This is a genomic window from Flavobacterium glucosi, assembly GCF_048286535.1.
GTDB lineage: Bacteria > Bacteroidota > Bacteroidia > Flavobacteriales > Flavobacteriaceae > Flavobacterium.
The window spans coordinates 294,428-310,743 of sequence record NZ_JBLVPK010000004.1; the positions used below are offsets into that span (position 1 = coordinate 294,428).

General features: G+C 32.7%; 15 protein-coding genes. 2 read left to right on the plus strand and 13 right to left on the minus strand.

Annotation, left to right across the window (positions count from 1 at the left end):
* Positions 1 to 25: 25 nt before the first annotated feature.
* From ACNQGD_RS09475 to ACNQGD_RS09520, 10 genes are all read right to left on the minus strand, one after another.
* Entirely contained in the window at positions 26 to 991 is a 966-nt protein-coding gene (locus ACNQGD_RS09475) for a glycosyltransferase family 2 protein (RefSeq protein ID WP_417999125.1), read from the minus strand.
* A 55-nt stretch (positions 992 to 1,046) separates the two neighbouring features.
* On the minus strand, positions 1,047 to 1,931 hold the full coding sequence (locus tag ACNQGD_RS09480; RefSeq protein ID WP_417999126.1) for a glycosyltransferase family 2 protein: 885 nt from the start codon (positions 1,929 to 1,931) through the stop codon (positions 1,047 to 1,049).
* Positions 1,932 to 2,864 carry a glycosyltransferase family 10 domain-containing protein gene (locus ACNQGD_RS09485; protein WP_417999127.1) on the minus strand — a complete coding sequence of 311 codons (933 nt, stop codon included), beginning with the start codon at positions 2,862 to 2,864 and terminating at the stop codon, positions 1,932 to 1,934.
* A 62-nt stretch (positions 2,865 to 2,926) separates the two neighbouring features.
* A complete protein-coding gene (locus tag ACNQGD_RS09490) occupies positions 2,927 to 3,865 on the minus strand; it encodes a glycosyltransferase family 2 protein (protein ID WP_417999128.1) in 939 nt (312 codons plus the stop codon).
* Positions 3,846 to 4,904, minus strand: a complete 1,059-nt coding sequence (locus tag ACNQGD_RS09495) for a glycosyltransferase family 4 protein (protein WP_417999129.1) — start codon at positions 4,902 to 4,904, stop codon at positions 3,846 to 3,848. The genes ACNQGD_RS09490 and ACNQGD_RS09495 overlap by 20 nt, the downstream gene beginning before the upstream one ends.
* 35 nt (positions 4,905 to 4,939) lie before the next feature.
* A complete protein-coding gene (locus ACNQGD_RS09500; protein WP_417999130.1) occupies positions 4,940 to 5,677 on the minus strand; it encodes a class I SAM-dependent methyltransferase in 738 nt (245 codons plus the stop codon).
* A complete protein-coding gene (locus ACNQGD_RS09505; protein ID WP_417999131.1) occupies positions 5,643 to 6,869 on the minus strand; it encodes an ABC transporter ATP-binding protein in 1,227 nt (408 codons plus the stop codon). The genes ACNQGD_RS09500 and ACNQGD_RS09505 overlap by 35 nt, the downstream gene beginning before the upstream one ends.
* A 132-nt stretch (positions 6,870 to 7,001) precedes the next feature.
* Positions 7,002 to 7,874: a glycosyltransferase family 2 protein gene (locus ACNQGD_RS09510; RefSeq protein WP_417999132.1), complete on the minus strand. Its 873-nt coding sequence runs from the start codon at positions 7,872 to 7,874 to the stop codon at positions 7,002 to 7,004.
* 17 nt (positions 7,875 to 7,891) lie between these two features.
* Entirely contained in the window at positions 7,892 to 8,776 is an 885-nt protein-coding gene (locus tag ACNQGD_RS09515) for an FkbM family methyltransferase (RefSeq protein ID WP_417999133.1), read from the minus strand.
* Positions 8,777 to 8,861: 85 nt separating this feature from the next.
* Positions 8,862 to 9,731, minus strand: coding sequence for an ABC transporter permease (locus tag ACNQGD_RS09520; protein ID WP_417999134.1), 870 nt, complete (start codon positions 9,729 to 9,731; stop codon positions 8,862 to 8,864).
* Between the two features lie 946 nt (positions 9,732 to 10,677).
* Between ACNQGD_RS09520 and ACNQGD_RS09525 the strand changes: the two genes are divergently transcribed.
* Positions 10,678 to 11,190, plus strand: a complete 513-nt coding sequence (locus ACNQGD_RS09525; RefSeq protein WP_417999135.1) for a hypothetical protein — start codon at positions 10,678 to 10,680, stop codon at positions 11,188 to 11,190.
* A gap of 83 nt (positions 11,191 to 11,273) precedes the next feature.
* On the opposite strand, the gene ACNQGD_RS09530 is transcribed toward ACNQGD_RS09525, so the two are convergent.
* Both ACNQGD_RS09530 and ACNQGD_RS09535 read right to left on the minus strand, forming a co-directional pair.
* Positions 11,274 to 11,756: a hypothetical protein gene (locus ACNQGD_RS09530; RefSeq protein ID WP_417999136.1), complete on the minus strand. Its 483-nt coding sequence runs from the start codon at positions 11,754 to 11,756 to the stop codon at positions 11,274 to 11,276.
* A gap of 296 nt (positions 11,757 to 12,052) precedes the next feature.
* Entirely contained in the window at positions 12,053 to 13,219 is a 1,167-nt protein-coding gene (locus ACNQGD_RS09535; RefSeq protein WP_417999137.1) for an acyl-CoA dehydrogenase family protein, read from the minus strand.
* Between the two features lie 275 nt (positions 13,220 to 13,494).
* On the opposite strand from ACNQGD_RS09535, the gene ACNQGD_RS09540 reads away from it, so the two are divergent.
* Positions 13,495 to 14,235 (plus strand): tyrosine-protein phosphatase, encoded by a 741-nt coding sequence (locus tag ACNQGD_RS09540; protein ID WP_417999138.1) that lies wholly within the window; start codon positions 13,495 to 13,497, stop codon positions 14,233 to 14,235.
* Positions 14,236 to 14,312: 77 nt separating this feature from the next.
* Here ACNQGD_RS09540 and ACNQGD_RS09545 read toward each other — a convergent pair whose 3' ends face one another.
* Positions 14,313 to 16,280 (minus strand): polysaccharide biosynthesis protein, encoded by a 1,968-nt coding sequence (locus tag ACNQGD_RS09545; RefSeq protein ID WP_417996961.1) that lies wholly within the window; start codon positions 16,278 to 16,280, stop codon positions 14,313 to 14,315.
* Between the last annotated feature and the right edge of the window lie 36 nt (positions 16,281 to 16,316).

The window sequence follows — 16,316 nt, forward strand, 5'->3', positions numbered from 1 at the left end:
TCCCTGAAACCTTTATTTCCCTTTGCTATTTTAAATACTTAAATTCAATCATTAGAGATTGAAACTTCTTTTTTATAACTTTTTTTTTTTTGTAAATCACCAACCTCAAAGGCAAGAACGAGTAAAAAAAATGCCATTTTATTTTTTCAAATATAGGAAAATCCAGTGTGTTTAAAATATTTTCAAACAAATTATACTCCTCGAAATCTATTGAAAAAGCAATAAAATACCGTTTTAAAGAATAAGTCAACAACTGTTTTTCCTTCAGATTTTGCACCACCAACAAAACAGCTTCAGCATAAGAGGCTCTCCTTGTAGAATTTTTCCTGTCATATTCACCAGTTATTGAATCAGGGTGTTTCCTTCCAAAGAACAAACATTTCCCTATAGAAATCCCTTTAATCCCAGTCGATAAAATCCTCGAGTACAATTCCCATTCATCACCATATGATATTCTGTCATTGAATCTCGAGTTAAGAAAACATTCTTTCTTCCACATCACGGCACAAGAATTAAACTGGAGCTCGTTTTTCAACATGTTCTCAATGTCTTTTTTATCAATGTAAAAAAAAGTGTATGTTTTGGAATAATCAAGTACGTAGTCAAAATCACCAACAAAAACTTTGCGAATGTACCTGCAAAAAGAAATGTCTTTTTTAGATAATTCAGCTACACATACTTCCAAATTTTGAGGATGTACGATGTCATCGTCGTCAAAAAATATGACATATTCTCCTTTGGCCAAATCCAAACCATAATTACGACATCCCGAAGTGCCTTTTTTATAACTTTCTGGACGCAGATAATAATGAAATCGGGACTCTTGTTCCAAAAGCGGCCTTATAATTTCAACAGTTTTATCAGTTGATCCGTCATCAACAATCAAACATTCCCAATCTGCGAAAGTTTGGTTTAGGATGGACAAAAGTGTTTCCAAGAAATATTTTTCCCTATTAAAGGTTGCAATAATAATGGTTACTTTTGGTTTCATTTATTTGATAATTCTTTATGTTTTTTTTATTGCGAAAAACCCATTTGTTTTCTAGCTAAATATACTTTTTCAGAAAATCTTTTATCGCCAAAACATTTAAGTTTCTTGTATAATGCTTGATGATGAATATCCAATCCCTTATGCCCAAAGATTTCACTTTTTTCAATTCAAAATAGTATTTTCGGACGATTTTTATTCGTTCGTATTTATTGAAATCGTTTAATTTTCTTTGAATTATATAATGAAAAAAGGCAGTAGTAGAATGGTTTTTCAACTCCAAATTATTCCTTTTTCCAGTAATGTTCAAATGGGACATTCTAGGATAAACTACGCTCTCATTAATGGAATAAATGGGTTGGTCTTGTGAGAAATCCAACCAAGCCCTATCATCACTGTTCCAAGCCAAAGGATAATCATAAAATCCATATTTTTCAAAGGCCTTTCTGGAAAAAACATATTCCGAGAGCGAACTCATGGCAATGCGTTTAAATTTCCTGTAAAAAGATTCCGTTGCACTTTCCAAAACGGGATGGGTATAAATTTTGGATTTTGTTTGTTCTGGTTCATAAACCAATTGGGAGGCAAACCGTACAACATTGGCTTTAGTAACAAACTCTGGCAAATGGGCATAAAATTGCTGCACCACATTATCTCCCAGATAATCATCGTCACCCAAAATCATGAGCCATTCTTCATCAACAGTCAAAGCAATACATCGCTCCCATTGTCGAGTTAACGAAATCCCACCCAAATTGTTTTCAAACCGATCGTAGCTAAACTCAAATTTACCTTGATACTTGTTTAATAGATTTGTGGGGTTTTCGGGACTGGCATCATCGCCGATATAGACCTTGAATTGTTTATTGGTTTGCCTGGATATGGAATCCAAGGTTTCTTCAAAGAAAGTGAGTTTATAAAACGGGATTACTATAGCAAGCATTTAAAATTTCTTTTTTAAATTCCTTTTTATTTTTTTACAATCCAATTTAAACTTATGAAGATAGCTCCATAATTGTCTTGCAATTGGTTTCTTTGGATTTTCTATAAAAGTAGTTAAAATTTCAAGTACTCGTTGATGTTCGTCTTCATGGGTCAATTTAACTACATTAAAAGTGGGTTGCAACAGCATATCGATGGCTAATTCTTCATTTTGCTCAATTTCCAGCAATCGATTAATTAATTCCGCTTCGGATTGAAAGGTGTTGTAATTTAAAAATCTTTTGGCATTAAAATCCTTGTCCACAAGTGGATTCCCCCAATAAATCGGAATGCAATCCTCTCGAATGGGTTCCATTATTTTTTCGGTGGTATAGCCGTTGTACTGGCTGTTTTCAAAAGAAATAACAAACTTGTAATCCCTAATAAATTCTGCCTTGTTAGGCACTCTTCCACCCACGTTGTTCAAAACCGAACCACCTGAATCAACAAGTTTTACTTTCGAAAGATTCTTGAAAAACACCAACCTTTTGGGACTATTGGAATTGGAAACCACCATGCAACAAAACTTGGTTTTGGCTCTCCAAATTGTGCGGGCTTCTTCCCTAGTACCTATGGTTTGCAACTTACCCAACATATTGTGATGGTCTATATACAAAGAATACAATGGCAATCTAAAATGGTTTTCTCTTTTATTATAATCAAAAGAAAAAGCAAAATCACATGCCAAAAAATCAGGCCTTACGTTTTCTCCCGTAAAAAATATTCGGGTACATTTATAGTTTAAATAATGATTACTGTAACAAGAATAAAATAACAAATCCGGGTTTTCATCAATGAGTACATTGTATTTTTGAACCAACAAATTATAAAAATAATTATTTGTTTTATCAAAACCTGACCAAAAATCCACAAAATTTATTTTTATTTCTTTCATATAAAAACTTATCTAATTCATACTACAAATGCGAGTTAAGGGAATGTGATTGGTTACAAATATTACAATTCCTTATCTTTGAATTTTAAAAACATCGGAAAGAAACGCTTGAATAATTTTAAAACACCAATCTTTTTTAAAATTTTTTTTATCATCAAACCAGTTTGAAAGGTGTTTGAGTTTTTAATATCTATCCATCTATTTTTATAATCTTCATTTGATTTATAATATCTTGCTATTAATACTAAAGAAAACTTACGGTATTCCTCTCCAGATAAATAGTATTTAAAATAGTCACAAGCTTTTATAAAATCAGGGAGCATATCACTGGTACTTTGCATACTGTCTGGATTTCTTCTATAAAAAGCCAAAGGCTCATCTATGAAAATTATTTTGCAATCCATGTAGAAAAAACTTACCCACATAACCCAATCTTCTTTGGCCCTTAAGTCTTCAGGAAATCTAAAACTCTTGAATAACATAGTATCAAAGAAACCACAATGAATTGGGATGGTAAACGATTCTTCCCAATGATAGAGTAAACTATTAAAATTAAACAATTGATTATTCAAATTACAGTAAGGAACGAAGGTCTTCTGGGGATTGTCAACAAACATCCTAAAATTAGAAATCGCTACTTTTACATTTTTGTTTTTAACTGAATTCAATTGCTGCAACGACAATTCTAATTTTGTTTTAATTAAATAATCATCCGAATCCAAAAACTGGATATAATCTCCTTTGGCATTTTCCAATCCTAGATTTCTAGCACTACTCAAACCCCCATTTTCTTTAAAAAAATAATTGAACCTCAAATCTTTGCCACACCATTGCTCTGCTACTTCTGCTGTATTATCCGTACTGCCGTCATTGACAATGATACACTCCCAATTCACATAGGTTTGATTCAACACCGATTGCAAAGCCTCGCCAAGGTATTGGGCTTGATTATAGCAGGGAACTATTATGGAAACTAAAGAATTATTCATAAAATAATTCATGATATTGCTTGTTAAAATTTTTAATATCAAAATTTTGTTCCGCGTGTTCTCTCGCTTTTAGTGACAAATTACGATATAGTTTTTTATCTTCAATAATTGTCTTAATTTTTGCAATGGTAAAACTTAAAAACACTTCTTTATCTACTGCACTCAAATACCCATTTTCATCATTGTTTACATGTTCTCTGATACTACCAACATCAGTAGCTATAACAGGAATACCTAATTCCATTGCTTCCATAATCACTAGGGGAAATCCTTCTCTACTTGAAGGTACAATCAATAGCGAAATTCCTGAAAATTGCTTTCTAATTATCTCTAAGTCATTACAGTTTTCAAAATAATCAACTTCAGGGAAATCAATTTTAAAATTTTTAAAATTATCTCCAATTGCTAAAGCTTTAATCTTGGTTTGTTGCACAACTTCAAAAAATAACTCGGGGCGTTTTTCGGGAGAATTTCTCCCTACAAAACCAATGGTAAAGTTAGAAAAGCGAGAATCTATTTGACAATCATCAAAATCCTTGATTGCAATACCATTCGAAATAATTTTAAATCTATCCAATAATGATTCTTCAATTGCGTTTTTTTGATATAATACTTTATAATCATTAAAAGTTTTATTATTTATTACTATTCTTTTATCAAGCATATTTACGTATGGTAAAGAGGAAATTTCCATACCATGCTCTGGAGAAGAAAAGGCATGGGTCAAATCAACAGCTTTAATTTTACCTTTTAATTTAGAAACAAAAACATAAAAAAGACCACTGTTACATCCAAAAAGGATAACCGGCAAAAAACAAGAAATTATTTGAAGAAAACGAATTGCAAATTTTCTTCTCTTGTTACTGTTAATTAAAAAACAATGGGCATTTTCAGAAAACTCTTCAGATATTTTATCAGAATTCGAGTAATCAAAAAAAACAATTGGTTTCTTTTTTAATGCCTTAATTATATTAACATGTACACGCTCTGCGCCGCCAATATGGTGGTATGGAATAAAGAAAACAATCAATCTATATTTTTTTTGTTTCACAACATATTGTTTTATTTTTTCTATACAGAAATAGGTTATTTTTTTCTAGCAATAATTCCAATTGCACAAGAAAAATATCGGCTTTCAACTTTATTTTTAAAAAAAACACTTCTAAATAATACTAGAGTTTTAATTATATATATTTTAAAAAGCTTATTAATTCTTTTTTTTTGTTCTATTTCAAACCAAAGCTTATATCCTCCAAAATACCCACTATAAATAATCTCAAAATCATTTTGAATTAATATTCTATTCCATTCTTTTAAACACATTGAATTTAAATTATGCCTTTTATAATTTTCATAATCAAATAAAATTCTAGGAATTCTTTGGAACACTCCTTTGAAATTAGGAACTTCAATAATCAAATATCCTTTATCATTAATAAAATCAAAATGATTAATCATAGTCTTTTCCCAATTATCAAAATGCTCAATAAACCCTAATGACATAACACAATCATATTTAACATTAGGTTCAAACTTAAAAAAATCAGAATTATAGAATTGTCCAACTTTATATTTTTTTAATGCAAAAATTTGGGGAAGTTTAATAACATCTTTTATATAATCAACTCCGTTTAATTCTACTCCTTGATCTCCAAAAATAGTCAAATATCTTCCTGGATAACATCCAATTTCAAAAACAGTTTTAATATTAGTAAAATCAATATTATTTGAAATCCATTTTTTTATTATATCATTTGGATTTAATTCAATATTTATTTTTCCGTGTGCTTTAGTCCAATAATCTAAACTCGCTAAATTCTTCATCTTTTATAAATATTTTTGGTATTATAAAGCCTCTTATGGGATTAATTAAAGAAATTTCAGGTGTTGCTATTTGGCACAAATTCGAAAGAATAGCCTCATAATTATGCAATTGATGTTTTTTAAAACCAATATCCATTGACAAAATTGTATCGGAAATTCCGGGATTCAAAATTTTCAATTGTAGTGTATTATCAAAATTTAATTTGTTAGTTAATTTACTTCCTTCAATTGAAAAATATTTTTTCCCAAATAAATCATTAAATGAAAAATCTATAAACAAGCTTTTTTCAATAGTAATATTGTTTAATGTTATTATCAAATATTCATCAATTCCCCAAATATTATTATCCTTTTCAAAATCAATCTTCAATTCAATTCTATCGTCTTTTTGAACAACGTTAATTGCAGTTTGATATTCTTTCAATATTTCTTCTGTTTTTCCATAACTTTTAATAAAACCCTTATCCATTAAAATACTTCTATTACACAATTCCAGAATAGTTGCCATATTATGACTTACAAACAAAACCGTCCTACCTCCTTCACGGGAAATATCCTGCATCTTACCAATCGCTTTTTTCTGGAACTCCGCATCGCCCACCGCTAAAACCTCATCTATAATTAAGATTTCCGGTTCCAAAAAAGCAGCTACTGCAAAAGCCAGTCGCACGGTCATCCCGCTGCTGTAGCGTTTTACAGGAGTATCTATATAACGCTCGCAACCTGAAAATGCTATAATTTCATCTATTTTAGATGTAATTTCTTTTTTGGTCATGCCCAGAATGGCACCATTCAAATATACGTTTTCTCGACCGGTCATTTCCCCATTAAAACCAGTACCTACTTCTAATAAAGAAGCTACGCGACCTCCAAACTTAATATTACCTGCAGTGGGCGCAGTAACGCGGGATAATATTTTTAATAAGGTAGATTTTCCTGCGCCGTTTTTACCAATAATCCCTAAAACTTCACCTCTTTCCACTTCAAAGTTAATGTCTTGGAGAGCCCAAACATAATCACTGGTTCCTTTTGTGCTTCGGTCATTAACATCGCCAATTTTCAAATATGGATTCTCCTTACCCCTTATTTGATGCCACCATCGGTTCAAGTCATGACTGAGCGTACCCGTACCTACCTGTCCTAGGCGGTATTGCTTGGAGATGTTTTCGGCTTTAAGGATAATTTCTTTCAAAGGAGGTTATTGGGTTAAACTATTTTACTACAAAGGCTAAGGCACAAAGTTATTTTATTTTTTCTTACATGAATCTTATATGTCTAATATAGTTTAATTTTTCTAAGCACTTAAGGTAACATAAATTTTTAGTTATTTACTTTTAAAATTTTTAATAGTTAAAAGATTCAAAAAAAACCATTTTACGCTTCGCAAAGGTTTCAAAATTGCAAACCCTAATTTGTAATCTATCGTGTTTCTGAATTTATTGATTTCCGCTTTTTCCAAATCAGAAGTCTTTAAAAACTGGTCTATCAAGGTTTCATAATGCGTGCAATAAGTTTCTTTGTTCTTGATGTAAATGTATTTTTGGATTTCGTTGTGTTTCCGATTCATTCCTGCACTTCTGGAAACGATGCTTTGCCTGTAAAAAAACAAAACTTCTTCGATGACATGTACTTTCCATCCCAATGCACACACTCTTAAATAAAACTCCCAATCTTCATAGCCGTTTTCCGGCTTTTCATCGTATCCGCCCACTTGCGCCCAACATTGTTTTCGGAATAGTGATGTTCCAATTGCAGCATTATGAAACAAAAAATCAAGGGTTGTCTTTCCTATTGGTCTATACACCTGTAGTTTCTTGTCATTTGTGAAATACCTTCCCCAACTGCTCACTATCCCTATTTCCGGATTATTGATTAATATTGCTACCGCTTTTTCAAGAAAAGTGGCTTCGTACTTGTCATCAGCATCCAGAGTAAGAATAAATTCTCCTTTTGCCTCTATAATTCCTAAATTTCTGGCGCTGCTAACTCCGCCATTTTCCTTATAGACATAGGCAAAGCGAGAGTCCTTGGTTTCCCATTTTCGAGCTACTTCCTCCGAATTATCAGTACTGCCATCATTAACTATAGTACATTCCCAATTAGTATGAGTTTGGTCAAACAACGATTGCAAGGCTTCATCCAGGTATTGAGCTTGGTTGTAGCAGGGAACTATTATGGAGACTTTAGATATTGACATCTGTTTACAACTTTTTTTTACTTTTTAAAGGCATAAATCATCCCGGTAATGGAAGTCAAATGTCTGGATATAATCCTGAAATTATTTTCTATCAATATATCATCCAGCATTTTAGCTCCTTTATCATGCCATTCAATTAACAATATGTCAATGTCTGCCAGTAAATTTGTATCACTCAATTTTTGAATTATTTCATATTCTGCCCCTTCACAATCTACTTTCAATACCTTTTTCTGCGCTGGATGTTTTGCTAACAAATCAGGAAGTACATCACCAATGTTCTTGATGGCTATTTCAATTTCTATTGCATCTTTCTTGTCTATGACAAGACTTGACTCCAATCGTATGCCACAATTGCCTTTTGCTTGTGAATTGTACAGCACTTTCTCCACTCGGGAGGAACCGCCCAAACCATAATTGAAAGCCTCTATTTTATTAGAATAAGTTCGATTTAATTCCAAATTATAGGATGCTTGATTGTAAGTGCTCAAGACAGGTTCAAAGGAATATATCTTATCCACATTTTTGTTTAAGGCAAAAAACAAGGAACTAATACCAATATTCATTCCTATATCAAAGACCACAAAATTTTCATTAGACAATAAATTATAATCTTTTTCAATAAAAACTTCTTTAATTATAAAAAATTCTTCAGAGCTTTCTATGTATAATTTCAAGTCATTAAAACGAGCCAAAACACCTTCTTTATGGCCTTGCAATGAAAGCTTTGGAAAATATTTCTTAATTTCAAACAAATAGGAAGCTGACATTAAAACTAAATCATTCCTGTCATTTTGAACACCAAAACCTGCTACAAAGTTTTTTAAATCTTGTTCTTTTTGGGATATGTTTGAAATTTTGTAACCCAGTTTTTTCAATACTTTATGAATATATTCTTTCATTAATCTATTTATTAAATCTTTAGTTAATAATTTAAAATCTATTTCAAAACGAAATATAAATTTAAAAAAACGTTCACACTGACTACTAAACAGTATCTATAAAACTCTTCTCCGTCTTATTAAATACGAGCACCCCTATAAAAAACACCACAACGGTTACCACTATTGTATAGCCTAATCCCCAAAAGGAAATCTGCCCAACATTTAGCAACATATAACGAGTCGTTTCTATCACATATGCCAAAGGATTGTACTCTACTAGCCATCCATAAGTAGGCAATTTGGCTGTAATCAAAGCCATAGGATACATCACCGCTGACATATACATCAACAGTTGCACGCCAAAGCCAATCAGATTACTGAAATCCCGGTACTTCGTAACCAACGAAGAGATTAACATGCCCAATCCCAGCCCTAAAATACCCATTACAACAATCAGTAATGGAAAAAACAAAGCAGCACCATTGATTTCAATTGACGCACCTTGACTATAATAATAAAGATAAAAACAAATGAAGATAAAAAACTGAATCCCAAATTTCAACAAATTAGAAACCACAATAGACAGCGGTACAATAATCCGTGGGAAATAGACTTTACCAAAAATTCCTGCATTACTTCTAAAGGTATCAGAAGTGCCGTTGAGACAAGCCGTGAAATAATTCCAAACGGTAATTCCTGCCAAATTAAACAAAAAAGGAGGAACACTACCCGTACTAATTCCAGCCACACTATTAAAAATAATAGTAAAAGTAATTGAGGTAAACAACGGCTGAATCAAGTACCAAAGTGGCCCTAAAACCGTTTGTTTATATACGGTAACCACATCTCTTTTTACAAAAAGCATAAGCAAATCACGGTATTGCCAAACTTCCTTAAGATTAAGGGAGAAGAATTTATTTTTGGGCGTTATTTCAAACAGCCATCTGGTATTGGTATGTTCGGTGTGGTTCATGGATTGATGTTAAAATACTAACGTTATTTTTATCATTTCGAGCGTGTCCTCTCGTGCGTGTCATCTCGAGCGCAGTCGAGAGACCAGAGACCAGAGACCAGAGACCAGAGACCAGAGATATTTTATTTTATCAACCAAACAGCATCATTACAAAGCAAATATAAATAATTTGCATTTAGTTTTTCATAAAAAATGGGTCGCATTTATTTTGAGGTATTCTATTTTTTTAAGTTAATAAATTGAATGATAATCTCTAAAAAAAAGAACTTCCTGACACGCTTCGCTACTCTAACTAACAGTATGGAGGCAAATCCTATTTGTTAATAAGAGTAGTTTTTAGCGAATATACTATTCCTTTACAAATAACCACAAAAATTATTAACCTATCGACAGATAACCAACTCAAAACTATAGTATCCGTAATTTCTAGTAGTTTAGCTAATAAAAAAGCTCTAATTAAACAACATGAATGGCTTTAAAAATTGTATCGAAAACGAATGGCTTTAAAAGTCCTTTTAAAAGAAAAATTTAGATTTTAGACTCCCACCGCAACAGATTGGAGTTAAACGAAAATTACCTCACGAAACTTGAAGCTCGAATTCTGAAATAAAACTTTTAATCTTTACTTTTTCATTATCATCATTTGAGTTTAGTTAAATAAACTACTTGTTATTGGTATCGACAATTGTCGCAAATACTGTACGATTGTCTCTGAATCATATCTTAGAATTTTGGGGTTCTAAAAGCGCTTTTTAGCGCTTTTTACAAATTATTTTCTCGTGAGAACCAGTAAAGTGTTTTTTACAGAAAGAATTTTAATTGTAGTTTAAATCCAATATATTTACGTAATAATTAAACTAAAATAAAGTTTATTTAAAGGCATTATCCCGACACTTCGGGACAACTAATGGTAGTGGTTAACTGATATCGAAACTTAAAATACATAATGGAAAAATACTTACGACAATTAATTTCAATAGAATTTGAAGACAAAAAGGATGTCTTTAGTGGTTTTCTTATTGATTGGACCGAAGATTGGATTTTACTGAAAAACAATCCTGTAGATTTTATAATTGATGGCTATACGATATTAAAAAACAAAAATATAAAGTCAATTATTCAAGACAAGGATCATGAATTTACAGAAAGAGTAATCAAACTTAAAGGGTTAAAAACAAGCGCAGAGAAAATAATCCCCCTTAAAGATTTGTACTCCATTATGAATTTTCTAGCGAATAAATATGAGATTTTTCAGATTGCAAAAAAATCAGATAAAGCGGTGTATCTCGGCAAACTCATAGAAATAAATGAGGACGAACTGGTCATGGATTTCTTAGGAACCGAAGGGGAGTTTGAGGGCGAAATGAATTTTAAGCAAAACAAAATAAGAGTTATAGAATTTGACACCGATTATATCAATTCTTTGAAACTAATTGTTGACGAAGAAAAGAAAAAATAATGCACTGCTGCCCACAAGTATTCCCGATGGCACGGAATTGTATTCCGTGGCTATCAGTGATGCTCTTTCCTCTTATGCATTTATCATTTAACAACGCAGTCTACCGCTGTAAATTTAAATTTTACCCGTTCAAAATCGATAGGTGAGCCTTTAACAAAATAGGAGGCTCCCATAGTGGTTTGTATTTTTCCATTGCCTAAAACAAGCGCATTCCCTCGCTTTAGAAACGCCATTGGATTTTTATATGTTATTTTTTCATTAGCGCCCTGAATAAAGGTGTAGCTGACAAATAAGGTATCTCCGCTGAATTCTCCGGCAATTTTCCCCACTTTTTTTGGCATATTAAAAAATCTCATCGCCATATCGCCGGTTATTTTTCCGTTTTTTAAAGTGTTTATTTTTAAATCAATAGTATCCTTTTCATACATTGATTTATAGCATTGGACACGTATCGGTATTTCAGCCTGAACTGGAGTACCCTCAACTGCTTTTTCTTCTTGATTTTTTTTACAACTTTGAAATCCTATACAAGCAAACAGCAAACAAAAAAGAACTGGAGTTTTCATAATAGTAATTATTTAGTTAATAAAGGTGATCCTACCAATTGCTAATTTACGCATAATAGTCCTACTTTAGTTAAATTTAAATACTAAATAAGTACGAGTTGGGTGTAATTATTTTTTGATGCTAATTTTCGTCAGTTCACGTGATTTTCTCCCCAAACCTCGGAAAGAAAATTATAAGTAAAACCTAATGACAACCAACGGACTAAACAATGCTGCTCTAACACAATAGTTATTTATAGTTTCTTCATACGCAGGAAGAACGATAACGCTGATCCGTTAAAAATTCTCAACAACGATCAAAAATCTTTAAACAATCCTCGTGCAATCACTATTTTCATAATTTCATTCGTTCCGGCATAAATACGGGCCACACGATTATCGGCGTACATCCGTGCTATGGGATAGTCCCACATATACCCATAACCGCCAAATAATTGCAAACATTCATCAACGACGTTTCCGCACATGTCAGTTGCCGAATATTTAATCATCGAAGCACTTTCAGTTGTTAATTTATGGTCTACTAATAATTCGATACATCGGTCTAAAAAAGCCTGATGTATTTGCATTTGGGTACTGCATTCTGCCAGTTTGAATTGGGTATTTTGAAATCCGGAAATAGGGGTCTCAAAAGCAGTTCGTTGCTTGGTGTAAGCGATGGTATTTTCGATAGCGCCTTCAGCAGTGGCTACCGCCATAATCCCAACGGTCAATCTCTCCCGAGCCAATTCCTGCATCATAATTTTAAAACCTGCTTTTTCGTCTCCAAGCCTGTTCTCCTTTGGAACTTTTACATTATCAAAAAACAACTCGGCCGTATCCTGAGATTTCATTCCTATTTTTTTGAAGGGAACCCCTTTATTAAAACCTTCCATTGTTGATTCTAAAATAAGCAGGGTTACGCCTTCGTCCTCAGTAGCATGATTGGTTTTTACCGCCACTATAGCCATATCACACATAAAACCGTTAGTTATAAAGGTCTTTTGACCATTTACCAGATAATGATCCCCTTTATCTTCGGCCGTTGTTCGAAGGGCTTTCAAATCACTCCCGCAGTTAGGCTCTGTCATTCCTATAGCAGTAATGATTTCCCCTTTGGCCATTAGTGGTAAATATTTTTGTTTTTGTGCTTCAGTTCCATAATACAGTAAATAAGGCGCTACAATATCCGAATGCAACGAAAACCCAGGACCGGTTATTCCCTTTTTGGCAAACGCTTCAATTAGCAAGGCATTAAAAGTAAAATCCAATCCTCCGCCTCCATAAATTTCTGGCATATCCAAACACAACAATCCTAATTCCCCTGCTCGTTTCCATATTTCACGGGACACCATGCCGTTTTTCTCCCATTCATCTAAATGATCCATAATATCATTTGAAATGAATTCTTGAATCATCTCATGCATCATTTTATGCTCTGGGGAGGCATAAATCTTTCGTTCTATTAATATTTTCTGTAGCATTTTTTATCTTTTTAAAGGAGAGGATGCTGGTAGTGATTCCGTTCTTAAAAAATATAAGGGGATAATAACATAATGTAATCTTGCGGATAATTTTTGTCTTCTAAAGTTACATATTTTATTTTAAAAATGCTTCAATAAATAAATTACAAGGTGCAAAATCATAATAGGATTTATTTAATAATATGTATCGTTATTTCAGAACGGGACAAACGATTTAACCCTCAAAACGGAATACTAATTACTAAAAACCAATCACTTTTTATTAACTTTGCAGTATGTTTACATTATTCAGATCAAAACCCATACTTAAAGATCTAATTCCAGAGCACCACATTGACATCCACTCTCATTTATTGTCGGGTATAGATGATGGTGCAAGAACTTTTGAAGATACGCTACGACTAACAAAAGCGCTGCAGAAGATTGGAGTTTCAGAGTTTATTACAACACCTCACATTATTCAACATGTTTGGGAAAATACACACGAACAAATTCAGAATAAAAAAGCGACAACTGTTTTAGAATTGGAAAAGAACAACATTACAGTTCCCTTTACTGCCGCAGCTGAATACCTTATGGACGATCAGTTTGTACGAGTTTTTGAATCGCATGATTTATTGACTCTAAAAGACAACTACGTTTTGGTCGAAATGTCATATATGAATCCACCAATCCAGTTGTATTCGATACTATTTGATTTACAGGTAGCAGGATACATTCCGGTATTGGCGCATCCGGAACGGTACTTATTTTACCATAACAATTTCAACGAATACCTTAAACTAAAAAGAGCGGGCTGTTTATTCCAGCTGAATTTATTATCGGTAGTTGGGTATTACGGCACAGGAATTACTAAAATTGCAGAGCAGTTATTACAAAAAGGAATGTACGACTATGTAGGGTCTGATGTACATCATGACAATCATATAGCTGCATTTGAACAAAAAGTAAACGTCAAAGATGTAATGCCTCTCAAAGAAGCAATAGCCAACAATCAGTTTTTTAAATTAGGTTGATCCGATTGTTTTTATAACAAAAAAGGGCCCAAAGTAGTGTTACTTTGGGCCCTTTTTCAATCTATTAAATGCTGTTACTACTTGTCCAACAATTCAAAAGTCGAATTCATACTTTTGAACTCCGGTACAATATGTTTCATTTTCAGTACAATTTGGTCATTGTCAAAGTGATTAGCAATTTGTATAAGTTCTTCAATATCGGTATTTAAAACGGCAAATTCATCTGAAATCTCTTCCGAAATCATAATTTTTTCATGATACGTAGGAAGTGTTTTTGAAGTGTCATTCAGTAATTCTTCATATAATTTCTCTCCAGGTCGTAATCCGACGATTTGTATTTTGATATCCTTTTCTGGGATAAAACCGGCTAACTTGATCATTTTTCTGGCCAAATCGATAATTTTAACTGGTTTTCCCATGTCAAAAATATAAATCTCTCCTCCATTACCCATAGCACCTGCTTCTAAAACCAATTGACACGCTTCTGGTATGGTCATAAAGTACCTAATAATCTCAGGATGTGTTATCGTAATAGGCCCGCCATTTGCAATTTGTTTGGTAAACAATGGAACTACCGAACCATTAGACCCTAAAACATTTCCAAAACGAGTGGTAATGAATTTTGTAGCATTATCTTTCCCTTCTGTATTGTTTTTCAGTTGTAAGGATTGCACATATTTTTCTGCAATTCTTTTACTGGCTCCCATCACATTGCTTGGATTTACTGCTTTATCAGTAGATACCATCACAAATTTTTTGACTTTGTAAAAACAGGACAGATCGGCAAGTATTTTAGTTCCTTCTATATTGGTAAGAATGGCTTGAGAAGGATTTTCTTCCATCAAGGGAACATGCTTGTAAGCAGCCGCGTGAAAAACAACTTGAGGCTCATATTTTTTGAAGACACTATTCATAGCGTCTTTATTCCTCACATCTGCAATTACGGCATGCATTTTTGAACCCGTATCTAAATCATTCATTTCTAAACACATGTGATGCAATGGTGTTTCGGCCTGGTCTAAAATGACAACAACCTTAGGACTAAATCCTAATACCTGACGCACAATTTCGCTACCTATGGAACCCGCAGCTCCTGTAATTAAAACAGTTTTATCTTTTAATTGTTTGGATATCGATTTGTTATCTAATACGATCGGTTTTCGTTCCAGTAAATCTTCAATTTGAATATTTTGTACTTTTTGGGAAATCTCTTTTTGATTTTCCCAGTCGGAAATTAAGGGCACCGTAAACACATTATAATTGAACTCCAAACATTGGTCAACGATAATTAATTGCTCTTCTTTGGACAAACTTTTGTCTGCAATAATAACTGCCTGAGCATTTACGGTACGCATTAATGGAGGTAACTTTTTCTTTTTAATCAAAATGGGCAAATCTAACATTCGCTTAGTTGCATTTTGATTATTTTTATCCACAAAGCCAACAATTTTAAATCGGGAAGGGGTTTCAAATTTTAAAGCATTGGCTACCGATATAGCATTGGCATCAGTACCGTAAATAATGGTTCTTATTAATTTATTTGTTCCTTGTTCAGAAAAATAGATCTCAAAAGTTTGTTTGATTATTACGCGGTATAAAAACAATCCGCAAAAAGAAAGCACGATGTTTATGAAAAAAGCAGTATTTAAAAATGCTTTCTCTCCATGCAACAATTCGTAAGCAAAATTAAAAAAAAGAAACAGTACTAAAACTGCCATTTGTGAAAATAGAAGCTTAACTGCATCAATATAGGAAGAGTGCCTAATAATGCCCGAATAGGTTCTAAATAACCAAAAAAAGAAAATATTTACACCAAACAAAGCGGTTATAAACCTAAAGCTATAGGGTGTAATAACATAGTCTAAACCAGTTCCCTTGAAGATAAGGATGGTAAAAAAAAACGCTAGTACCAAAACCGAAAAATCCATCATAACAATAATCCATCTGGGCAGATAGCGCAAATTATGAATGTTGAATTTCAAATTTTCTCTTGAAAAAAAATTTAGGTTAGCTGATGTTGAGCCCGTGTTTTTAGTAGTACTCAAAATAAATAAATTTTTAACATTACTTGTTTTACTAAA